Source organism: Nitrosospira multiformis (assembly GCF_900110185.1).
Lineage (GTDB): Bacteria > Pseudomonadota > Gammaproteobacteria > Burkholderiales > Nitrosomonadaceae > Nitrosospira > Nitrosospira multiformis_A.
In genome coordinates this window covers 21010-43659 of record NZ_FOCT01000006.1, presented here as the reverse complement: position 1 = coordinate 43659, position 22650 = coordinate 21010, and the positions used below count along the sequence as shown (strand labels likewise).

The window sequence follows — 22650 nt, the reverse complement described above, 5'->3', positions numbered from 1 at the left end:
CCGTTGCGCAGATATCAAGGAGCAACCGCTCAGATTTCTATTATGGCTTTCAGGGGCAGGTGATCCGATGCAATCCGCGCGAGGCCGCTGCTATGAGCTTCGAGGCTTTTCAGTCGGCGGCGTGGATGCACCCATAGACGGTCCAGTGCCATGAAAGGTCTTCGCGCGGGAAATGTGGCGCAGTGAGGAGGACGCTTGAAGTGAGCGTGCAACCAGTGAAGAGGGCGTCCCCACAGGAACCATTCATTGAGGTCGCCCATTAACACATAGATCTCCGTAAGACGAATTTCAAACAGCTTAAGCAAGTGACGTACCTGTTGCCGTCGTTCCCAAGGACGCAGACCGAGGTGGGTCGCAACCACATGCACCCGTCGCTCGTTCCAGGCAAGAGTGACATCGAGCGCTCCGCGCGGCTCCCGCCCAGGCAGGGTGAGATCTATCCGATTTACCTCCACGACCGGAAGCCTCGTTAACAGGGCGTTTCCATAGTGGCGTGTGCGGCGTACCAGGGTTGGGCCGGCAATGGCGGTGAGCCCGGTCTTCGCTGCGAAATAATCCAGCAGGTCATAACCTTCAACTTGGTGATGCTCTACTTCCTGCAGAGCAATTACATCCGCATTCATTTCCTGCAGAACGTCTATGATGCGATCAGGTTTAAAGCGTCCGTCGGTGCCGATACAGCCGTGTATATTGTAGGTAGCCAGTGTCATTTGCATAGAATTTCATGAACTCCGGTTTTCCTGCCCGAACAGGCGTTTAAACTGAAAGCTGCCGGGCCGAAAGCAGGAAGCCGGCGTCTGGCTAAACTTCAGTCAGATTGAGTAACCGGCGAAGCCTCCATCGTCTCGCGCCGTCGGGTGGCCCATCTCCAACATGTCCATGCGATAACGATTATGATCGCAGCAACGGCAACCAATGCTGTAAACGCTGGCAGGTCAGGTTTCTGAATGGTGGCAGCCAGCTGATCCGTAAAAACGGATATGCTGGTTATCCCTGGTAGCAAGCCTACTGAGCTTCCCAGCATGAAATCCCGGAAACGAATCCGGGACGCTCCCGCAACGAGATTAACAACCGTGAATGGAGCGAGCGGTATGATCCTGAGAGCGATGATTGTCATTAGACCGCGTCGGGCCAAGCGTTTGTTCAGTTCCCGGATTTTTTTCCCGGCAAAGCGCCAAACTGTATGGCGTCCTACCAGGTGGCCGATACCGTAGCTGGAGGCCGCGCTCAATAGCGCACCCGCCATCGAATAGAGAAAACCGTACCAGGGACCAAATACCAGCGCGCATACCACAATAAGCACAGTGAGTGGAAATGCAACCAAACTACCGAGAAGGAATATGGCGAGCGTAATGAATGGAGCAGTTGGAGCGTGCTCGAATTCGGCGGCAAGCGTTACCAGGGTACTGACATCTATCCATTCCTTGAGGGGCGACCAGCGCCAGGCGGCAGCGAGGGCCAATACACTGATCAGTATCGATACGATGAGACCAATGTGACTTCGTACAGGCGCGCGTTCTTCCTCGGGAATAAGCTTCGCCATCAGGAGGCTCGCATCGAGCGGCTTGCCGGGGTCCACGATATCTTCATCCGGCACGAGGGCATCCACATCGGCGGCGACTCGAAACTGCCACGGCCGTACGGTACGGCCATGACCTCGCAACGCTTCGATCGTACGGATCAACGACCCTTCCCGTGCCGTGCGTTCTTCGATTATGCTGGCGTCCATGCCTAAATGTTCGGCAAGCAGACGGGCTCTAAAACCAGCTATTGCCCGGCCTACATTCTCTCTCCCATTCGCTTCAAGCATAAGATCGCATTCGGTATCCAGTCCCATGGAGCGATTATTGAGATTGGCTGATCCGATACGCAACCGCTCATTATCAATGATGATAATTTTGGAGTGGACGTTGACGCATTCGTTGACAAGCCCGGGTATGCACGGCTCGTAAAGGGCCAGGCGGCGATGCCGATCTGCAGCGACCAGACGCTTAAGCGAGCGCTCGCGCAGCACATCCATCGTGTATTGCGATAACCAACCGACTGTTTGTTCCGCCAGCAGCACGACGACCTCAGGACCACTTTCTTCTTCCAGCCGCCGAACCAGTGCATCCGTTATGATGTTGGAAGTAAAATACTGTGCTTCCACGTAGATACTATGGCGCGCGGAAGAGATCAGGTCCAGCACTAACCGTTCCACCTCACGCACTTCTTTCTGGTTTTCATATCCGGGAACAGTGCGGGCGATCGCAACTTCGATGTTCTCAACGTCGGGTGCAAGATAATCCGGCCAGTAGACTGTTTCTCTCCTGACCCTGGGAGCAGAAAGTTTCTGTCCCGTTGCAAGGAACCACCGCTCACGCGCCAATTCTCCCAGTGCGGTTGCGATCGGCCCGGAAACCATTATCTGGATATCGTGATAAGGCTGCGGTATGGGTTCAGTCAGCAAGTCCCTGCGCCGCTCGTCACACGCCGCGTGCTCAGTCGTGTCCCAGCGACCCAGCGTCAGGTCCAGCCCCCCCACAAACGCCACCTGGTCGTCAACTACCACGACTTTCTGGTGATGAGAGGCCCCTGTGGGATGATGATCATCAAGATGAAAATGCAAGCGTCGGTGGCTATTCCATCGTTGTTTATAAAGGGGAAGCCATTCTCGGTCAGCTGCAAACAGCATGACGAAATCCCAGTCGAGGACATGAACATGGAGATTTCTGTTACGTTCGACGAGGCTGTTGAGGAAGTCCCCGAGGGTGATCGGCCAGCCGTCGGGTTCCTCATCCCGTACCAGTTTCAACCTGCTGTCGATATCCCAGGCCATGATCAATACGGAACGGCGGGCGCGTTTTACCGTTTCCCGGAAAGCACGAAAAAAATCCGCTCCATCAACGAGAAAAGCAGCCTTGTCCGCGTGCTCGATGCGCCAGCAGTTATTCCCCGGCTTCAGGATGGATGATCCGTTCATTACTTTTAAGGTTTGCACCGGGAAGTATGATAAAGACTTTCGCAGGGCTTAAAACTTGCACTCTCGCACGAGCAGCGGTTAGAGGTTCTGTGAGCAGGCTGAATTCTTCCAGACCGCTGACGGCTGCAATACGGGCAAGCAATTCCGGTCCACCTGTTGCGTCAATCTCTTCAAGTTGAGCCGGGGGTTCTCCGGGATGGAGCGTTTCAAACAGGGCGTGGTTATAGTTGGAGGGGAGGGTTATTTCTATTCGCTGCGCCCCTTCCAGTAGCGGGGATATTGATTCAATCGTTTCCCGCCCGCGCCAGGGCAATTTGATCAGCGGTTCTTTTTCCATTTCAAAGTTATCCCTATGGCTGAGAAGCTGCTTCGCTTAAAAATAACTCAACACCGGGCCTCGCGGTCTGCTGGAGCATCCTGTTAAGCTCATTCGTTGCGCACGGCTAAACCGCGGATGGGGATGGCGGATGAGCCGGTTTTGGAAGGCCGAGCTTATACTGGGGCGATAAGGCGATAATGCCTGAGCTACCGCTTTGTGTTCCGTTCGTTTTCGTACATAAAGGGCATGGACTTGATAATAGAGGGATGAAGCGCTCTCGATGGGAAGGGGGAGCGAAGCGCTGGGGGCGAACCGGGATGAGGAGAGAGGGCTACGGGTGTAAGCGTAAAGACGTGGCTTCAGGAGATCGGAGTGGAAGCTTCCGTCGCGTGATTCGAGGGGTCGAATGATGCAAGCGGGTAACAGCTACCAGTTATTTTGTACATTCAATCGCATTTGCAAGTTCTCAATTTCATCCAGTAACTGCAGGGCAAGCGCAACTCCCGCAAGGTTGATACCAAGATCGCTTTGCAGCCGAAGGGCCGTTCTGACACGTCGCATTTGCGCACCTGAAAAGCGCCAGCGATGGGGTTCGTGTTCTTCTGTCGCAATTTCCGGGGTGATCAACCCTTCATCTACTAATTCGATGATATAGCCCGTTTGTACTGCACACGCGTGGCTGATCTCTGTCAGCGTCAACGCGTTCTGTTCATCGATAATGGTTACGGTCTGTTCCGGCTGTAACGAAGATGCTTCCTTTTGATATTCGTTTTCGTCACTCATGCCTGCACTCCCAGTTTGGCCCGCGGGTTGAACGATTTGAATTGCTCTGCCATGCTTCGGTAAAAGGCCTTATCACTTTCATCGATAGCAGGCGGTGGCACAATGCGCAATACCACATAGAAATCACCCGGTGTTTTACCGGGAATACCGCGTCCTTTCAGTCGCAGCTTCCGTCCGGTAGTGGAATCAGCAGGTATTTTCAGGTCAACCATTCCTTCCGGAGTGGGAGCAGTTATCGTTGCGCCCAAAGCGGCTTCCCAAGGTGCTACCGGGAGGTCAAGATAGACGTCGTGCTCATCCACTCGATAGATGGGATGAGAGCGAAACTCGATTTCCAGATACAGGTCACCCGCTTTTCCCTGACCATGACCCGGTGCGCCCTTACCAGCGAGACGAATGTATTGCCTGGGCCGGATACCACGGGGGATAACTACATTCAACTTATGTTCGCGAGTGGATACATGTCCCTCTGCATCGACCTCTGGTACTTGCAGCGAGATGGTGCGGGTAGCGCCGTGATATGAATCTTCCAGCTCGATCATTATCTTTGCGTACCGATCCTCGCCAGGGGCATGAAAGAAAGCCCCACCGGGACCCCCACGGGTTTCTCCTCCGCGTCTCGCTTGCTCGGCACGAAAACTGCGTCCAAACAGGGATTCGAAAAATTCGCTGAACTGGGCGGCATCTGCTCCTGTAAATCCCTGTTGCGAAAACTCGAAGCCGGCATTCCAATCCGGGGGAGGACGAAATTCCTGATCAGCTTTCCAGTTTGTGCCAAGGCGATCATATGCTACGCGCTTCTCCGGATCCTTGAGGACTTCATAGGCTTCACCCAATTCCTTGAAGCGGACTTCCGCTTGCGGATCCTTGCTGACATCCGGATGATATTTGCGTGCCAGTTTCCGGTAGGCGCGCTTGATGTCATCCTGAGAGGCATCGCGGGGGACGCCCATGATTTTGTAGTAATCCTTGAATTCCATTGCAATTACAGCGGAAAGAGGCTGTTATGGGATTGAGACTTCAAGCATAGCCAATCCCGCGGGAGAATGTAACTACCTCCGCACCAAACTTTAGCCGAGGTGGTTTGTTTAATAGCGACCTGAAGCAGGATCACCAGCAAGGTCGATGTTACCGATTCAGAAGGAACCCTACCAGCCGTAGCGCAGTCGACTGAGGCCGGCAGGTGTTCGCTCGGACGTCGGATTACCGCCTCTCATATCCTTGTTATAAAGACTTGTGGGTTAACCCATGAGGCCATTCTTCATAATCGGTGTCCCATTTTTTGGCCCGCCAGGCGAGCGCCAGGAGTAATAATCCGGAAACGATAGCGTATAGGGCGATCATCCAAACCAGCGCAAGTGCCCCAGCACCGGGGAAGAAGAACACGAACGCACCGAACGCAATGGAGATGATGCCGTTGAGAATCAGGAATCCTTCCCCACGGATGACTTTGCGTAACCGGATGGCCATTGCAATATCCACAATCCCGCTTGCCAGTGCGGTTGCCCCAATTATCAGCACGAGCACTACAGCCGTCAGATTGGGAAGCATGAACGCCGTTACACCCGCTCCAATCCCTACCACCCCCCACAATAGCATTAGCCACCAGTCATGATAGGTTTTCCGGCTTTGGAAGGCTGCCACAGCGGATGCTAAGCCCTGGATGAGGGCATAAGCAGCGAACATGACGAGCAGCCACAGGAGCGTTATTCCTGGCCAGAATGCGGCGAGTATACCAAACACTAACGATATGAAGCCGCGTAGCGCCAGAGAGCGCCAGGATTTCGAAAGCAGTTCATTCATGATATCACCTCTCTTTTTCGAGTGATGTTATGAAGAGTGGAATCCGCAGCGGTTGGGTGTTACAGGTTACAGACTTCGTTACCGGATTTCATCCCAACTTGGAAGTTCTCATGGATGGCGCCTGCAGTTTCCGTATTGCCACCATTCTCGGCGCGTTCAATCGCTTTTGCCGTGCGTTAGCCGACATAAGCCGAATGGGTACAAGAATAAAGTTGGGGGTTATGTGCGTTGGAGCACAGCCCGAGGACAGTAGATGCGATAAGGTAAGGATGATTTTATAAGGAGTATCCTGGATTTATAAGGATGCTCCTGGTTTGAAGCGGCATTTCAATTTCCACCTTTTCTTTCAGTAAGTATCTTTCAATATATTGACGCTACGGGTGATATGATGACTACAGAAAACAAGCCCCCTTCCAAGCGAATGGAACGCGAGGAAACCGGGGTGCTGACGGAACGTGTGGATCTGCCCAAGTCGAAACCGCGTGCCAAGGATAAGGAAGAGCCTCAGACATTGCTACCGCATGAGCGCGACGAGACAACGAGGCCGACGGGTACGAGCCACCACGGGAATGAACATTCACGCAAGGTAATCGAACAGGCGCATGAAGATACGAAGCAGGGGCTGAAGGATACAGACCGGCGTGGAATACCATCGGATATTGTTGATTCTGATATCCCGGCTGCAGATGATATTCCCGGGGTCTCCCGGGATAGAAACGTAAAGAAACATTGATGTGCTTGCATTTTGTGCTCATGCAACAGCGGATGAGCGGAATAGGTAAGATAAAAAGCTATTCATTCCAGTGTTCTCAATTAGATAAGCTGAGGCAAGCCTGAGGCAGATTAATGAAAACTGTTAAACGCGTTCTTACAGGTGCAATCGCACTTGCATTTGTCCTGGCAGGTATTGTGCCCAGCCCTGGCTTTGCTCAAGCAGGGTCAGATTCGCCCTCCACTTTCACTGCACTTCCACCTGTGCAATCACAAGGTCAGATCGAATATTTGACGGGAGGCATCGGAGCGGATGAATCAGAGGCAATATTGCGGGAAGCGCGCTCCTGGCCCCTGGTGCTCCAACTTGTCCAGAATGCCCCGACTCATGCTGCCTACATCAGCGATGTTCGCGTTACGATCAAGGACGGGTCTGGTACTATGATTCTGGATACAGTTACCGAAGGTCCGTTTCTGCTCGTCAAGCTTGCGCCTGGAAAATATTCGATCGATGCTTCATATGAATCGAAGACGCTTCATCGTGATGTGAGCATAGGGAAAGGGGGCAGCAACAAAATAATGTTGCTATGGCCTGCTCCCGGGAACGAGGAAGACAGGTAATGGTAAGTTCAGAGGATGCTGTTAGAGATTTATCACGAAGGATCCTGGAGAGTACACCCCTTAACCCATGAACGGCAGAAGCTACGGGCAAAGCCTATAACCTAGCTTGTTCAAGCGGTTCTGAATGTCGGTAGAGGCAATGGCGGCATGTGCCGCAGCAACACTGATCTGATTCAGTTCATCAACCACATCTCCCACCGCATATACCCCGGCCACAGTGGTACGCTGGTGCCGGTCGACAATCAGTTTCCCCTGCCTGTTGCAGCGCGCCCCAAGCTGAACCGCGAGCTGGGATCTGGGGCTCTCACCCAGCATCGGGTAGATTACATCGAACTGAAGCTCTTCTCCATTTGAAAGGCGTATCGAAGGTTTCGATTCTCCCGTTATATGGAGGCTGCCGAGCGCGTCCTCAATCACCTCGACATTGACCTTACGAAGCCTTCTTTTTTCGGCACTCGTCAGTTCAGCCTTGGCCTGATAGATCAGTGTCACGTTCCGGCTGTATGTTCGTAGAAACAGCGCGTGCTTTACACCCTCCCGAGGGGAAGAGGATATCAGGGCGATGTTCTGATCCTTCGCTTCGTAAGCATCACAAACGGGGCACAGGCGAATAAGCCCTTTTTGTATGCACGTTTTCCAGTGCTTCGTATCCAGTCTCAAGTCGGCAGTTCCTGTTGCAAGCAATATCGTAATGGCACGAATCACAGAGATGCTGCCACCACCATTGCTGTTATTCCTGCTTTCGTCCCTATTGCTGATCGTCGCCTCAAATAGGTTTTTTGTTTGCTTGAGCTCTGTCACTTCACCTGTCTGCACCTTGACCCCGTAATGCGCTGCCTGAGAGCGCAAGCGGTTCAGCAGTTGTTCCCCAGAGATACCATCGGGAAAACCCGGGCAGTTATGGGTGGTAGGGATGAGCGCTGCACGGCTGAATCCGTTGTCGACAATTACAATATTGCGCCGAAAGCGAGCGAGATAAATGGCCGCGGTAAGTCCACCCGGGCCAGCCCCGATGATCAAGCAATCGACTACTCCGGGTGATTTCAGGTTGCTAAACTCCATGGCACGCTTTAGCGGAAACTCAGACCGCTATTTATTTATGAGTGTGGAGAAGAAGAACAGAATTCCAATCTTTCCAAACAATACCGCTGAATTCTTTTCGGTTCGGTTCGTGACAACACATAGCGGACGCAAATGAAGGGGCTTGACCGTGGCTGCAACGCTCTGCAATAGAAGAAAGATTAGCTTATGTATGATGGCGTACTGAAAAAATCCGGGCGAGGACCTAACCTGCGTTCACGTGGTGCGAAGATTGCGACTAATTTCAGGAGGGTCAGGATGGGAACAGCTAACGAAAAGGACAATAAATCCACCATCAGCGGACCGGCTAATGCAACCGGGTCACCGGCGAACGATTTCACCAGAAAGCTCTCCGCTACTGACGAGCTCGCAGCGGCAATACCTTATAACGCCAACAAGGCAGGAGAACATGGAGAGGCTTCCACTTCTCCCGATGAAGGCCAAACGGTAGCACCTTCCGATCCCTTTGTTACCGGGAGTACGTTAACTGAAACAGTTGCTTCACCGAAAGTCGGGTCGGGTGAACCTCGCCTACGTTTCAATGCTGGCAACGAACCGTTGGACCGTGTAAGAGCGGATTCGAGTAATCAGACTCTTACCACCAACCAAGGTGTTCCTGTCGGTGATAACCAGAATTCGTTGAAGGCGGGTTATCGTGGTCCGGCGCTGCTGGAAGATTTTATTCTGCGTGAAAAGATTACTCATTTCGACCATGAACGCATACCCGAGCGTGTGGTTCACGCCCGCGGATCTGCTGCGCATGGATATTTCGAATGTTATGAATCGCTTGCCCAGTATACGTGCGCTTCCCTGTTTGCCGAGGCGGGGAAACGCACTCCTGTTTTCGTCCGTTTCTCCACAGTGATCGGGGAACGGGGGTCTGCAGACACTGCGCGGGATGTCCGAGGCTTTGCAACCAAGTTTTATACGGACGAAGGCAACTGGGATCTGGTAGGAAATAACATTCCAGTATTTTTTATACAGGATGCCATCAAATTTCCCGACCTGGTCCATGCAGCCAAACCTGAACCGCATTTTGCGGTTCCGCAGGCTTCCACCGCGCATGACACATTCTGGGATTTTGTCTCGCTCATGCCCGAATCAACGCACATGCTGATGTGGCTAATGTCCGATCGGGCTATCCCACGTAGTTTCCGAACGATGCAGGGTTTTGGCGTCAATACATTTCGCCTGGTAACAGCGGAGGGTGAGTCGCGATTCGTCAAGTTTCACTGGCAGCCACTCGCCGGAACCCATTCTTTGGATTGGGACGAGGCGGTCAAAATATCGGGCGCCGATCCTGATTTTCACCGACGCGACTTATGGGAAGCAATAGAGTGTGGCGCATACCCTGAATACGAGTTGGGCATGCAGATTTTTACCGAGGAACAAGCGGAACAATTCAGCTTTGACGTGCTCGATGCGACGAAGATTGTTCCGGAGGAGTTGGTCTCGGTCACGCCGGTCGGACGCATGATCCTCAATCGAAATCCAGATAATTTTTTTGCTGAAACGGAACAAGTGGCTTTTTGTGCTGCGCATATCGTTCCCGGGTTGGATTTCAGTAACGATCCTCTCCTTGCCGGCCGCATTCATTCCTATGTCGACACCCAGTTGACGCGTCTCGGTGGGCCAAACTTCCACGAGATTCCGATCAATTCGCCGGTCGCGCAAGTTCACAATAACCAGAGGGATGGGATGCATCGCCAGACCATCAATAGAGGCCGGGTTTCATATGAGCCGAATTCCCTTGCGGGAGGCTGTCCATTTCAGGCTGGCGCCGCCGGCTTCAGGTCATTTCCCGAACCGATGAAGGGAGATAAGGTACGCGGTAAACCCGAGCGGTTTGCGGATCACTACACGCAGGCGACCCTGTTCTGGAACAGCCAAAGCGCTGTGGAAAAGGTTCATATCATTCGCGCCTTTCGTTTTGAGCTCACTCGCGTCCAATCTCCCGCCATAAGGCAGCGAATGGTGGCAATGCTCGAAAATGTTGCAAGCGATCTGGCTGAGTCTGTGGCTCGCGGATTGGGTATGGATACTTTGCCGCCACCCCTCCCCAAAGCCCTGAAGAAAGATGTTACGCCGGAGGTTTCTTCATCTCCCGCTCTGTCACTTTTTGCTCGTCCCGGCGATGGTGGCATCCGTATGAGAAGAATAGCGATTCTCGTTGCGGATGGCATAGATGGAAGGATTACGACATTGCATGCCGGGTTGCTGGGAGAGCAAGCGGTTCCCCGCTTCGTTGGGGCACGTCTGGGTTCAATCCGGACCACAGAGGGAAAAATCGAGGTGGATGTAACGCTGGAGGCCATGCCGTCAGTCCTTTTCGACGCTTTGGTAGTGCCCGGTGGAAGCGAGGGCGTGGAAGCGCTTGCCCGTTTGGGGCAGGCGCTGGAATTCGTCAAGGAGCAATATCGCCATTGTAAACCCATACTGGTGCTGGGCGACGGCAGGAAACTGACTGAAGCTGCTGGTGTGAAGTGGACACTGCTGTCAGGCGCACAAGATAGCGGACTTCTTCACTTCGAAGATGAAGATATCGGAAACGCCTTAGACCGCTTCATCGAAGCTATAGCAGCGCACCGGCATTTTGAAAGGGAAACGGATCCCCCACCTGTATAAAGTCGCTTATTTTTATTTATTTTAGCGGCGAGGTCGAAAAGAACCCGTGGAATTATGACGATGAGTCCTGAAGTTTTACAGGACGTCGCCGGAACCAATTAATCGAATTGTTGTTCCTGCCTCCCTGCATCACAATTGTATCCATAGCCGACCAATGTTCGATCGACTTGATCGACGTCGCAAACCAACACCGTTTTACCATGTCACTGAACAAAATCCTTACCTTTGTGGCAATCGGTATGCTGTTGCCGATTATTTCAGTAAGTCAGGCTGGGGCGGAAGAACAAGCAACCCAATCCCCACTTACCCCCGCTCAAGCCAGGCGGACCTTATCGATTCTTCAGGACGATGCAAAGCGTGCGGAGCTCGAACAGACGTTAAGGGCAATCGCACAAGCGACGCCGGAAGCGCCACCGGCAAACACGTCAGACGAAGTTTCCGCGCCTGCTGCAACTTCTGATTCTGACCAATCTCCTGCTGCCGTACAAACCAATGGAGCCTCGTCCGGCAATCCACCGGCAGGAGGTGTTCCTATCGAAATCGCCAAGGGTGGACTTGTCGCCCAAGTATTCGATCTCATCGGCGAGCGGCTGCACATCGTTGTGAATCAGTTACGGGCAGCCGTTCAAACACTTCTCCAAATAAGAACGGTGGGCGATTGGTGGCAGAACAATCTGGGTGTGCCGGAACGCCGTGCCATTGTCCTGGAGGCATTATTGGAGGTGGCTCTCATACTTGGCGGGGCGCTATTTACCGAATGGGTCCTGAGATGGGCCTTGCGGCACCCGCGGAGAATGATTGAAGACCGTGCGGCAGTTCGCCAAAACGCGATTGATCGACAAAAGGACGACGAGGAAAGGACGAAAGGAAAAGTAGGGCCGGAGAAAGAGGTGAACCGGGCTGCTCCTCATCTTCAATCTGCAACGAGCATGCATGTTGCCCCTGGCCCTGGTACGGGCAGGGCAACGGCTGTTGACAGGCATTGGAGCCTGTTGCGTCGCTTTCCATTTGCTCTGGGTTACTGGTTGCTCGAATTGGTTCCAGTGGGGGGGTTCGTGGCGGGAGCTACTCTGCTCTTGACTGCCTTCGGCGGAAGATCGTCAATATTCTACACAACCACAATTCCGCTCATCAGCGCTTATGCCACTACGCGAATCGCACTGAGTGTGGGTCACCTCATGGCATCGCCAATCGGGCAGCGCTTGCGCCTGATGCATATCAGTGACGAGGCGGCAAATTTCCTGAACCTCTGGTTGCGACGCATTGTTATCGTCGCTGTTTTTGGTACTGCCATTGCCGATATCGCCCTTGAAACGGGTGCGACCCTCGACACTCATGACGCGCTTTCCAAACTGGTGGCTCTGATTGTCCATATCATGCTGCTGATAATGATTTTTCGCAGCCGCAAGGAAGTGGCAGCAGCGATCCGTGGTTCCGCCGAAAACAGTCAAGTCCTGGCCGGGTTGCGGAGGCTGCTGGCTGATAGCTGGCTTTTCGTGGCAACGTTTTTTATCGTAGGCGCTTGGCTGCTGGGGTCGATGGGAACGGAAAATGGGTTTCAGCAGGTGCTTCACATCTTTGCGCTATCAGCCGTGGTCATTATCAGCGCAAGCCTTGCGTCGATTTTTGTTCTTGGCGCAATCGACCGCGCATTCATTGCCGACCGGAAAAACACACCGGAGCAGCAAGGACAGCCGTTGTTCGAAGGATCAGCCGAAGCTGGAACAAAAAGCCCCTACCACCTGCTGATACACCGCGCGGTCTCATTGTTGATCGCTGTTGTTACCGGACTCGTATTGCTTCGGGTTTGGGGGGTGGATACTTTGTCCTGGTTTGAAAGTGGATCAGTTGGCCGACGTGTGGCTTCAGCGGTTGTTACAATCACAGTTACCTGTGCTTTGGCACTGGCGGCATGGGAGTCATTGAATACTGCGATCTGCCGACGCATCGATCGTTGGGGGAAGGCTGGCGATATTGCCCGTGCTGCCCGCCTGCGTACCCTCCTGCCTATGCTGCGCACGACTATGTCCGCTGTCTTTATCATGATAGTGCTGCTTGCAGCACTGGATGAGCTCGGCATTACCATTGCGCCCTTGTTGGCCGGTGCCAGTATCATCGGAGTTGCATTGGGTTTTGGTTCACAGAAGCTGGTGCAGGATTTCATCACCGGAATTTTCCTGCTCATGGAAAATGCCATCCAGGTTGGGGACTTCATCACAGTGGCTGATCTTTCAGGATCGGTCGAGCATTTGTCGATTCGCACCGTCCGGTTACGCGCCCCGGACGGGTCACTGCATGTGGTTCCATTCAGCTCGGTTTCAACGGTCACCAACACCAATCGCGGTATTGGGAATGCTTCGATCAGGGTCAGCGTGACTGCTGATTCAGATGTCGAAAAGGTATTTGCTGCCATCAGGAGTGTGGTCGATGATATGCGAGCCGATCCACGTTTCAAGGACCTCATCCTGTCGGAAGCTGATATCTGGGGCGTCGACCAGATGGATGGGTTCATGATTACCATTCTTGGACAGATACGGACTCTGGATAAAGGCCGATGGCCAGTACAGCGCGGCTTCAACTTACGGATTCTGGAGCGTTTCCGTGAATCGAACATCCGGTTCGTCAATCCTCAGAAACGGCAGTTAGTGATGGAGAATAACGAAATCCAAGTTGGCAGCGAGCTATCTAAGCCCAGCATTCAAACCCCGTAAACATTCGATTGCTTTCAATTTTAGAACGACTGCATGGAAATAAAGAGAACAAGGGGAATCCTTCCAAGGAAGGGGCAGGGCAAGCAAGGGGTAGTTCAGCATGAGTGCGTTACCGAACAGAGAGGAATGCCTGTTGTTTTTAAAATAACTTCTAAATTGATTAAGTTGAGAAAGATGCAAGAGAGATATTAATTTAGCAGGAGAATAGCATGAGCTATGAACGGTATGAACGTAACGCGCAGGGGTTGGACAAAGTTATAGATGGCACGGGCCCTATGCCCCGCTTCATGGGTGCGACATGGCCAATAGGAGAGGACGTCTACAATAACAAAGGCGAGAAACTGGGTGACATCAAGGAAGTCATGCTGGACGTGGAAGAGGGCCGTGTGGCATACGCTGTATTATCTTTTGGAGGCTTCCTCGGAGTCGGCGACAAGCTCTTCGCCGTGCCATGGAACGTACTTACGTTGAAGCTGGAAACGCTGGACAAGCGTTTCATACTCGACGTGGAGAAGGAACGTCTGGAATCAGCCCCCGGTTTCGACAAGGACAACTGGCCGGATATGGCTGATGAATCGTGGAACAGCCAGATTAACGCATATTATGATAATCAGCGCGCTGGATGATGGAAATTCTGGCAGCGTTTGCTCTTCACTTGCAGCAGTAAATAGTGAGGGATTACATGGAAAATAATGGAGGTATCCTGAGGCGGGCCTTAATATCCGGAACGGTGAGCGGTCTTGCAACAGCGAGTGTTGCTTCGTTCGCCGGAAAACATGAAAATGGTTCTTATGCGGCACCTCTAAACGCCACGAGCCATATTATCTGGGGGGAGGAGGCCGCTTACCATGACCGCCCATCGCTAAAATATACCCTGACGGGTTTTCTCTTGAATCACGCGTCTACCATTTTCTGGGCGTCATTTTATGAGAAACTGTTTGGCAGGCACGGTACCAGGCAGCGCATGCGAGGACTTCCTTTCATTGTATCCCCTGGACCAGTGTCTCTCGTCAAACCCGTTTGCCGCGCAGCCGCGGTAGCAGCTGCGGCTTACGTTATTGATTATCATCTCATTCCAAAGCGGTTTACGCCAGGATTCGAAAAGCGTGTTTCAGGAAAATCTTTAACCGCAATTTTTGCCGCGCTTGCAGTCGGCCTTGCAGCGCGCGACGTGATCGATGCGGGAGTCGAATTTCATAAACGGCACTGATTTAAGAATCTCTCAAATCTCTCGCAAGACGAATTCCGGAAAACTGCCAGCATGTATCCGCGGGGAAGAAATTACGAAAACTTGCCCGTATCCGCTCTTTTGGAATCGCGCATGACCCGCCCCGCAGCACATACTGGTTCACCATAGACCGGCTGTTATATTCGCCTACCGCCTCATCCCAGACAAAGGACATCGGTTCGTTCTCGTTGGGTTTTGCAGGATTGTAACCCGGATAAGGGGAGTAGCTCGACTGGGTCCATTCCCAGGCATCACCATAGAGTTGGGCAAGGCCTCCGGAATTTGCAGATGGCATAACCTCGCCTGCGGAGGAGGGATGAAAACGGTTGTTATCAGCGAAGCAACCTTCTATTTCCTGGTGAGAAGCAGCGTTTTCCCATTCAGCTTCCGTGGGGAGCCTAGCGCCTGCCCAGCGCCCAAACGCATCGGCTTCGTAGAAGGACACATGAATGACCGGCAGATTCAGGTCCAGTGGCATGGCCCCCCTGAGGGTGAATTCCTCCCATCCCTGATCGCTTTCCCGCCAGTAAAGAGGATGCCACCGGCGGTTGGCTTTCATCCAGTCCCATCCTTCGGAAAGCCAGAGGCCAGGATTGTCATATCCGCCGGCCTTCATGAATTCGAGGTATTCGCGATTGGTGACAAGCCGGGATGCGAGCTGATAGGGTTCCAGGTATTGCTTGTGACGGGGCGATTCATTGTCGTAGCTGAACTCGTCTCCCCTATAGCCTATTTCAACGAGACCCCCGTCAAAACGACACCATTCGAGGGGCGGGGGGACAGGGGAATCAGGGAGCGGATGGCTATTATAGGAAGGGTTCAAAGGGCTTTGGGAAAGCAGATGCTTGACGTCGGCCAGCATAAGTTCCTGGTGCTGCTGCTCATGATGCATTCCCAGCACCACGAGCATGCGCAGCATTTCGTCTTCTTCCGAGCGTTTCAGGACCTGCTCCATACGTTCGTTGACGTTATTGCGGTATTCTCGAGTCAAGGACAAGGACGGGCGGGTGAACAGCCCGCGTTTCGGATCAGGGTGCGTCTGACCTGATTTATTGTACGAACTGAACATCGTGAGAAAAGCCGGGTGAAAAGGCGTGAAGGACTTTTCGTAGTGCTGCAATACAAACTTCTCAAAAAACCATGAAGCATGCCCCAGATGCCACTTTACCGGGCTTGTCTCGGGCATGGACTGTACACAGCAGTCCTCGTCGATCAACGGCTCGATCAGACTCAAGGTCCGGTCGCGGATCGAGGAATATTTTACGTACAACGGCGTTGTCATGGCAGTCCTCCGAAGGATAGCGATCTACACTCAGAACACTTGGACAGTTCAATGTTCTAATCAGGATGAAAGGGCTTTATTCCCGGCAAGCTTACAAGGGGGATGCTGTAATAGCAATGAGCCAGTTTGTGCAGCTCGCTTGTGAAGCCGCCAAATCGTTTGATGTCAATCTGCTTTCCAGCATAAGGAAATAAATGAGCCAAAGCAATCTTCAGAGGAGTATGCCAAGCGTCACGCTGTTAGATCTGTCCGATGCACGGTTCGATAACCGCTTTGTGCGCGAGCTACCGGGCGATCCGGAAACGCGGAATGTTCCCCGTCAGGTGCGTAATGCCGGTTATACACGTGTGAGTCCTACGCCTGTTCGCTCACCGCGACTCCTCGCCTGGGCGGATGCAGTCGGCGAAATACTGGGTATTGCCCGGCCGGCATCTCCCGTTTCGCCAGCAGTGGAAGTGCTTGCCGGTAACAGAATCCTTTCGTCCATGCAGCCTTATGCAGCACGTTATGGCGGACACCAGTTCGGACACTGGGCAGGGCAGCTAGGCGACGGGCGTGCCATCACTTTAGGGGAATTGATCAGCCCAAATGGTAAGCGCTACGAGCTACAACTCAAGGGTGCAGGGAAAACGCCTTATTCGCGCACCGCGGATGGACGTGCGGTCCTGCGTTCTTCCGTGCGCGAGTTTCTGTGCAGTGAGGCGATGCACTCCCTTGGGGTGCCTACTACGCGGGCATTAAGCCTGGTCGCGACAGGGGAACCGGTGATACGAGATATGTTTTACGACGGGCATCCGGAGGCGGAACCCGGCGCGATCGTCTGCCGCGTCTCGCCCTCGTTCCTGCGCTTTGGCAATTTCGAGATACTTGCTGCCCAGAAGGAGCCAGAACTTCTCAGGCAGCTCGCCGACTTCGTGATAGGCGAACATTTTCCAGAACTGGCCTCATCCTATCGGGCACCTGAAGTTTATGCGAAATGGTTCGAGGAGGTTTGTCGCCGCACAGGTATCCTCATCGCGCACTGGATGCGTGTCGGTTTCGTCCACGGTGTGATGAATACCGACAATATGTCCATATTGGGGCTGACGATAGACTATGGTCCTTATGGGTGGCTCGAAGGTTTCGATCTGCACTGGACGCCTAATACCACTGATGCACAGGGGCGGCGTTATTGCTATGGTAACCAGCCCAAGATTGCGCAATGGAATTTAACTCGCCTGGCCGGCGCGTTAACGCCACTGATCGAGGATGACGCTGCGCTGGAGCATGGGTTGGCAGTCTTTGGTGAAACATTCAATAACACATGGAGTGGCATGCTGGCCGCCAAGCTCGGGTTGGCCTCACTCGAACACTCCGACGATGACTCGCTTTTGAGTGACCTATTCGAAACGCTGCAACAGGTTGAGACGGATATGACGTTGTTCTTTCGTTGCCTGATGAACATTCCTCTGAATCCGATCTCCGGAGACAGGGCAGCAACCTCCCATGCTCCAGAGAGCCTGGAAAGTGTGGATCAAATGAACGACCATGGACTGGTCGAGCTCTTCCGCCCGGCATTTTACGACGCGTCCCAGGCATTTTCCCATGCGCACCTCACACGACTGGCTGGCTGGCTGCGACGCTATATCACAAGATTGCGCCAGGAAGGGGAACCCGAAGATCTGCGTTACCATCGCATGAGCCGTGCAAATCCCAAGTATGTACTACGCAACTATCTCGCACAGCAGGCAATAGAAGCACTGGAGCGGGGGGACGATTCCGTGATAATACGGTTGATGGAAGTGTTGAAGCATCCCTATGACGAGCAGCCCGAGCAGGAAGATCTTGCAGCAAGACGTCCAGAGTGGGCGCGTAATAAGCCCGGTTGCTCCGCTTTGTCGTGCAGCTCCTAAGCATGTTTATTGGATGACGACGTGCTTCTGATGTAGGACCGGGAGTTGCAGGGGAAAGAAGGACATGTGCACTGCCAGCATGTGCACTTCTTTTTTTAAAAAGCACGAAAACAGCGGGAAGCTTGCGATGTGGCAAGATTGGCAAGATCAGTTTCCATATCTGCTCAACATTTGACGCTAACGTTCCTCTCATCTGAAATAAATAACGACTAGATCATGAGTGCTGTACCGGAAAAGCTGCTTCCTGAAAGACTGGAAGGGGGATCAGAGGAAGGTTCTCCCGGCACTTCCGCTCAAGCGACAGATGAGGAAGCTGCGGCGCTTCGCGCTTTACCTCGTTTTGGGACAGCTATCGCACTCTGGATAATCGCACTGGTTGCGCTGCTAGGAGGTCTGCATTTCGCGCAGACCTTTTTTGTTCCCTTGTTGTTCGGCATTCTCGTGAGTAACGCGTTAAGTCCTGTAGTTGGTTGGCTCGAGCGCTGCCGCATCCCTCGCGTACTCGGGGCTGCGCTTGTGCTTGTTGTCCTGCTTGGCGGCGTTTCATGGGTAACCTTATCCTTGAGCGGTGATGCAGGTCTCATAGTGGAAAAACTTCCTGAGGTTGCGCACAAGTTGCGGCATAGTCTGAGAACTCTGCGGGCCGACGGTCCAACCGTATTGCAGCAGGTCGAGAAAGCGGCGAAAGAGCTTGAGAAAGCGGCGGTAGATGCAGGATTGAAATCGCCCGCGGCGGCGGTGGTTATTACAAGCCAGCCGGAAGATGGCGCATGGGTCAAGGATTTTCTACTCAAGCAGTCCGCGTTGTTGGTCTCGTTTGCCGCACAAATGCCGGTCGTGTTGCTGCTGACCTATTTCCTGCTGGCGGCAGGAACACATTTTCGCCGTAAGCTCATAAAACTGGTCGGGCCATCGCTGACACGCAAGAAGGATGCAGTTCGAATACTGGAGGAAGTTCATTTACAGGTCCAGCGCTATCTGCTTGTCTTGATCATATCGAATACTTTGATCGCCGTACTCACCTGGTGGGCATTCGAATTGTATGGATTGGAACATGCCGGAGTGTGGGGGGTCGCTGCCGGGATATTACGTTTTGTTCCTTATCTCGGGACGATAATTATCCTGCTGGCAAGCGGCATAGCAGGTTTACTGCAATTTGGTTCCCTTCCGCTTGCGCTCGCGATAGCGGCGACAACGGTTTTCATTTCCGGCTCCATTGGAATGTTGTTCGGCACCTGGTTGCAGGGAAGATTCGCGCGGGTGAATGAGGCTGTGCTGTTCATCGTGCTGTTATTTTTTGGCTGGCTGTGGGGCGTGGCAGGCTTGCTTCTGGGGGCGCCGCTATTGGCCGTCGCAAAAGTGGTTTGCGACGGCATCGAATCGCTCAAGCCCGTGGGTGAAATGCTGGGGCGATAGCGTTATGTATCCTCTTTGGGGTTGTTATGGACGGATGGTGGCACGAAATATATAAAACGATAATAGTGGAGTTCTCCGATCTGCCCACTGCTGTCGAATTTACCCGTGTCATCTTGCGCCTCACGATAGCTGCAATATTGGGTGCGTTGCTCGGCCTGGAGCGGGAACATAGCGGCAAGGCGGCGGGGGTGCGCACCCACATGCTGGTCGCCGTCGGCGCGGCTATCTTCGTGCTCGTCCCACAGCAAATGCAAATGCCTGATGCGGAGGTCTCGCGTGTAATTCAAGGCGTCATTACGGGTGTCGGATTTCTGGGGGCTGGGACCATTCTTAAAAGCACCAGCGAGGAAACAGTAAAAGGGCTGACTACGGCGGCAGGCTTATGGTTGACAGCCGCAGTGGGTATCGCGGCGGGTTTAGGGCGTGAAGGTTCGGCTGTTCTCAGCGCTTTTCTTGCATTTGTAATTTTACATCTCGTGCCTAAAATCCTGCCAAAAGGCACACCGCATTAGGTGACCGAGTGGAACCAGATCGATTGGAATACCTGCTATGACCCCATGGCATCGAACCAAGATTGTTTGTACGCTGGGTCCCGCAACGGATGCGCCCGGAGTTATCGAAGGTCTGATCAGCGGAGGAATGGATGTCGCTCGCGTCAATGCTTCGCATAGTGATCACATCACGCATTCGCGTCGCATCGAACAAGTTCGCCGGGCGGCAAGTGAGGCTGGCCAACCGGTAGCTATTCTTGTCGATCTACCCGGTCCAAAGTTTCGTCTTGGCAATCTGCCCGATGACTGTTGCAGACTGGCTGAGGGCGCTATCGTTACGCTTGTGGAAGAGGGTAGGGCGTTAGAGGCGGGTACTGATGATATGGACGGGAGCAGGTTGCCAGTGCGCAACCCGGAATTACTCCAGGCGCTGCGTGCAGGGGAGCGGGTATTTCTGGCTGACGGATCGGTCGAGCTTTGTGTAGAGGGCAGTGCGACGGCTCAGTCTGGATTCGACGCCCCCGGAGTCCGATGTGAAGTTCTTATCGGCGGCGTCGTGCGCTCCGGGTCCGGCATCAATATTCCTGAATCGGCACTGCTTGAGCTCGTTCCGACTGACGATGACCGGCAACATCTTGCCTTTGCGCTTGCCCGGCAGGTGGAATGGATAGGAATTTCCTTTGTTCAGTCAGTTAATGATATCCACCGCGTGCGTGCGTTGCTTCCCTCCACTGGGGGACCGCTCGTGATGGCAAAGATAGAAAAACGCAAGGCACTCGTCAATCTGGAGGAGATTGTGGGGGCAGCCGATGGAGTAATGGTGGCACGGGGAGATCTGGGTGTGGAAACCGATCTCGCTGAAATTGCGCTGATACAGAAGCGAATTATATCAGTGGCGAACGCTCGGGCACGTCCCGTAATTACCGCTACCCAGATGCTCGAATCCATGGTTGCGTACGAGCATCCGACGCGTGCCGAGGTAACCGATGTGGCCAATGCGGTGCTGGATGGCACAGACGCGGTAATGCTTTCCGCTGAAACGGCAATCGGACAGTTTCCCGTTGCGGCTGTGAGGATTCTTCACCGGGTGATTGCCGCTACCGAAGCAAGGCATAACAGAGCCGCCAAACTCGAAGATGCGGACTGGTATGACAAGCGCGCACTGAATGAGATGCAGTCTGTGAGCATACCGGGCTCGAAACAGGATAATCTTGGCTTTTCCGCATGTGAACTTGCAGTTCGTATGGGCGCGCGGGCTGTGGTTGTTTTCGTTCAATCCGTGGCAGCAGCGCTGGAAGTCGCGCGTTTCCGCCCGCAAGTGCCCATAGTCGCCATCACCGATTCTGCCGCGTTATATCGCAGCCTGGCACTCGCTCACGCGATTGCACCGCTTTTATGCGACGAGTGCAACGCTACTGCCGAGCCTCTAAGTTTGATAACGAAGGCACGGGCCTGGTTGCTTTCACAAGGATTGGCGCGACCGGCGGACGAAGTCGTTCTTCTGACTGCATCACAGATGATTGACGGAAAACTCGATACCTTGCAGATCGTTCAACTGGCTTCCTGATTCAGTTCATTTGGCATCCTACGCTTTGCTTATGGACGCTCCACCATGTCGTCCGTTGTCACTACACGATTACGGCCTCCTCTTTTCGCTTCATACATTGCTGCATCTGCCCGCTCAAGCAGTGATTCTTTGGATTCCCCAGGCTTCAGCATTGCCACGCCCAGGCTGATGGTAATGTGGATGTTAAATTTTTTTATATGAAATGGCGTACTCATGACTCCCAGGCGTATGCGTTCGGCAATTACCTTTGCCAATTCGAGGTCAGTGTCCGCCATAATGACGACGAACTCCTCCCCGCCGAAGCGGCCGATCATGTCGAAGTCGCGTGTCGCGGATTTTATACGCCTCGCCAGATGCTGTAGCACCAGATCGCCGACCATATGGCCGTAGGTATCATTGATTTTCTTGAAGAAATCGAGATCCGACATGATGAGGCACAAAGGGCTGCGTTCTTGGCCTCTACGCACTGCTCGTTCGACATGGTGTTCGAGAGACTCCATGAGCTTTCTGTAGTTCATCACACCTGTCAGCTCGTCGGTCCAGGTTCTTTGCTGCAAGCGCGATGCTTGAGCGCGCAGTTTGTCCAGCTTTCCTTCCAGCTCATCGAGTTCGGGAAGGTGATAACCTTCGGCGGCAAGGTACAAGTCAAGTGCAGTGAGTTTCAGGATAGTGCTTAGGAGTATTCTGTTTTTATCCGCATTAAAATCGGACTTGTCCGACAGATTGTCTATCAAAGCCTGCTGTATGAGAAAAGAAGGAAGCTGCAAGGCTCCCAGAGGGATATTTGCATGCGCGAAAGCAGCAGCCAGCGCCAGCCGCTCTTCAAAATAACCTGGAGTAGCAAAATTTTTGCCAAAGGATCGCAAGCGATATTTCCATTTCTGCCTGAAGGCTTCAGTACCGATGTTCCTCTCGATCAGTTCAAAGCCATCGCTGCCCACAATTACGGGAAAGCAGGAATTGATTATTTCATCAACTCTTTCAGCGATGAATTCGGTCAGCAGGCTGATTGCCGCCGCTTCTTCTTCGTGATCCGCAGCCAGTCCCAGCAAGGAAAGGGCCTGCTGGATTCGGTCTTTGTCGAACCCGAGCGCTGCACAATGGGGCGTTGCTTCGGTATTCACTTATTCGCGGACGATTGATGTGTAGAAAATCCTGC

The 22650-nt window shown here is 53.3% G+C and carries 19 protein-coding genes; 10 read left to right on the top strand and 9 right to left on the bottom strand.

Annotated features, from left to right (window positions below):
* Positions 1 to 29 precede the first annotated feature (29 nt).
* The 6 genes from BMY01_RS08240 to BMY01_RS08215 form a co-directional block, all read right to left on the bottom strand.
* Positions 30 to 716 carry an endonuclease/exonuclease/phosphatase family protein gene (locus BMY01_RS08240; RefSeq protein ID WP_074746113.1) on the bottom strand — a complete coding sequence of 229 codons (687 nt, stop codon included), beginning with the start codon at positions 714 to 716 and terminating at the stop codon, positions 30 to 32.
* 92 nt (positions 717 to 808) lie between these two features.
* Positions 809 to 2962 (bottom strand): VTT domain-containing protein, encoded by a 2154-nt coding sequence (locus BMY01_RS08235; protein ID WP_074746111.1) that lies wholly within the window; start codon positions 2960 to 2962, stop codon positions 809 to 811.
* The gene (locus BMY01_RS08230) at positions 2928 to 3299 is read right to left on the bottom strand and encodes a hypothetical protein (protein WP_074746109.1); all 372 of its coding nucleotides are present in this window, start codon (positions 3297 to 3299) and stop codon (positions 2928 to 2930) included. The genes BMY01_RS08235 and BMY01_RS08230 overlap by 35 nt, the downstream gene beginning before the upstream one ends.
* 408 nt (positions 3300 to 3707) lie before the next feature.
* On the bottom strand, positions 3708 to 4064 hold the full coding sequence (locus BMY01_RS08225) for a chaperone modulator CbpM (protein WP_074746107.1): 357 nt from the start codon (positions 4062 to 4064) through the stop codon (positions 3708 to 3710).
* The gene (locus tag BMY01_RS08220; protein WP_074746104.1) at positions 4061 to 5044 is read right to left on the bottom strand and encodes a DnaJ C-terminal domain-containing protein; all 984 of its coding nucleotides are present in this window, start codon (positions 5042 to 5044) and stop codon (positions 4061 to 4063) included. The genes BMY01_RS08225 and BMY01_RS08220 overlap by 4 nt, the downstream gene beginning before the upstream one ends.
* Before the next feature lie 244 nt (positions 5045 to 5288).
* A complete protein-coding gene (locus BMY01_RS08215; protein WP_074746102.1) occupies positions 5289 to 5867 on the bottom strand; it encodes an HdeD family acid-resistance protein in 579 nt (192 codons plus the stop codon).
* Positions 5868 to 6252: 385 nt separating this feature from the next.
* Between BMY01_RS08215 and BMY01_RS08205 the strand changes: the two genes are divergently transcribed.
* Together BMY01_RS08205 and BMY01_RS08200 are read left to right on the top strand one after the other, a co-directional pair.
* On the top strand, positions 6253 to 6600 hold the full coding sequence (locus BMY01_RS08205) for a hypothetical protein (protein WP_074746098.1): 348 nt from the start codon (positions 6253 to 6255) through the stop codon (positions 6598 to 6600).
* A 113-nt stretch (positions 6601 to 6713) separates the two neighbouring features.
* Complete coding sequence (locus BMY01_RS08200; RefSeq protein ID WP_074746095.1) at positions 6714 to 7199, top strand: collagen-binding protein; 486 nt, start codon at positions 6714 to 6716, stop codon at positions 7197 to 7199.
* A gap of 81 nt (positions 7200 to 7280) precedes the next feature.
* Here BMY01_RS08200 and BMY01_RS08195 read toward each other — a convergent pair whose 3' ends face one another.
* A complete protein-coding gene (locus BMY01_RS08195) occupies positions 7281 to 8261 on the bottom strand; it encodes an NAD(P)/FAD-dependent oxidoreductase (RefSeq protein ID WP_074746093.1) in 981 nt (326 codons plus the stop codon).
* Between the two features lie 276 nt (positions 8262 to 8537).
* On the opposite strand from BMY01_RS08195, the gene BMY01_RS08190 reads away from it, so the two are divergent.
* The 4 genes from BMY01_RS08190 (at position 8538) to BMY01_RS08175 (ending at position 14825) form a co-directional block, all read left to right on the top strand.
* Positions 8538 to 10904 carry a catalase gene (locus tag BMY01_RS08190; RefSeq protein ID WP_074746091.1) on the top strand — a complete coding sequence of 789 codons (2367 nt, stop codon included), beginning with the start codon at positions 8538 to 8540 and terminating at the stop codon, positions 10902 to 10904.
* 200 nt (positions 10905 to 11104) lie between these two features.
* Positions 11105 to 13615 carry a mechanosensitive ion channel family protein gene (locus BMY01_RS08185; RefSeq protein WP_139176814.1) on the top strand — a complete coding sequence of 837 codons (2511 nt, stop codon included), beginning with the start codon at positions 11105 to 11107 and terminating at the stop codon, positions 13613 to 13615.
* A gap of 209 nt (positions 13616 to 13824) precedes the next feature.
* Positions 13825 to 14241 carry a PRC-barrel domain-containing protein gene (locus tag BMY01_RS08180; protein ID WP_074746087.1) on the top strand — a complete coding sequence of 139 codons (417 nt, stop codon included), beginning with the start codon at positions 13825 to 13827 and terminating at the stop codon, positions 14239 to 14241.
* A 56-nt stretch (positions 14242 to 14297) separates the two neighbouring features.
* Positions 14298 to 14825 (top strand): hypothetical protein, encoded by a 528-nt coding sequence (locus BMY01_RS08175; RefSeq protein WP_074746085.1) that lies wholly within the window; start codon positions 14298 to 14300, stop codon positions 14823 to 14825.
* A 1-nt stretch (position 14826) separates the two neighbouring features.
* Here BMY01_RS08175 and egtB read toward each other — a convergent pair whose 3' ends face one another.
* Positions 14827 to 16125, bottom strand: a complete 1299-nt coding sequence (egtB, locus tag BMY01_RS08170; protein ID WP_074746083.1) for an ergothioneine biosynthesis protein EgtB — start codon at positions 16123 to 16125, stop codon at positions 14827 to 14829.
* A 194-nt stretch (positions 16126 to 16319) separates the two neighbouring features.
* On the opposite strand from egtB, the gene BMY01_RS08165 reads away from it, so the two are divergent.
* The 4 genes from BMY01_RS08165 (at position 16320) to pyk (ending at position 21491) form a co-directional block, all read left to right on the top strand.
* A complete protein-coding gene (locus BMY01_RS08165; protein ID WP_074746080.1) occupies positions 16320 to 18017 on the top strand; it encodes a protein adenylyltransferase SelO in 1698 nt (565 codons plus the stop codon).
* A gap of 216 nt (positions 18018 to 18233) precedes the next feature.
* Entirely contained in the window at positions 18234 to 19433 is a 1200-nt protein-coding gene (locus tag BMY01_RS08160; RefSeq protein WP_074746078.1) for an AI-2E family transporter, read from the top strand.
* Between the two features lie 26 nt (positions 19434 to 19459).
* A complete protein-coding gene (locus tag BMY01_RS08155; protein ID WP_074746076.1) occupies positions 19460 to 19945 on the top strand; it encodes an MgtC/SapB family protein in 486 nt (161 codons plus the stop codon).
* 37 nt (positions 19946 to 19982) lie between these two features.
* Positions 19983 to 21491 (top strand): pyruvate kinase, encoded by a 1509-nt coding sequence (gene pyk / locus BMY01_RS08150; RefSeq protein WP_074746074.1) that lies wholly within the window; start codon positions 19983 to 19985, stop codon positions 21489 to 21491.
* Between the two features lie 29 nt (positions 21492 to 21520).
* Here the strand turns inward: pyk and BMY01_RS08145 are convergent, their stop codons facing one another.
* Complete coding sequence (locus BMY01_RS08145) at positions 21521 to 22615, bottom strand: GGDEF domain-containing protein (protein WP_074746072.1); 1095 nt, start codon at positions 22613 to 22615, stop codon at positions 21521 to 21523.
* Between the last annotated feature and the right edge of the window lie 35 nt (positions 22616 to 22650).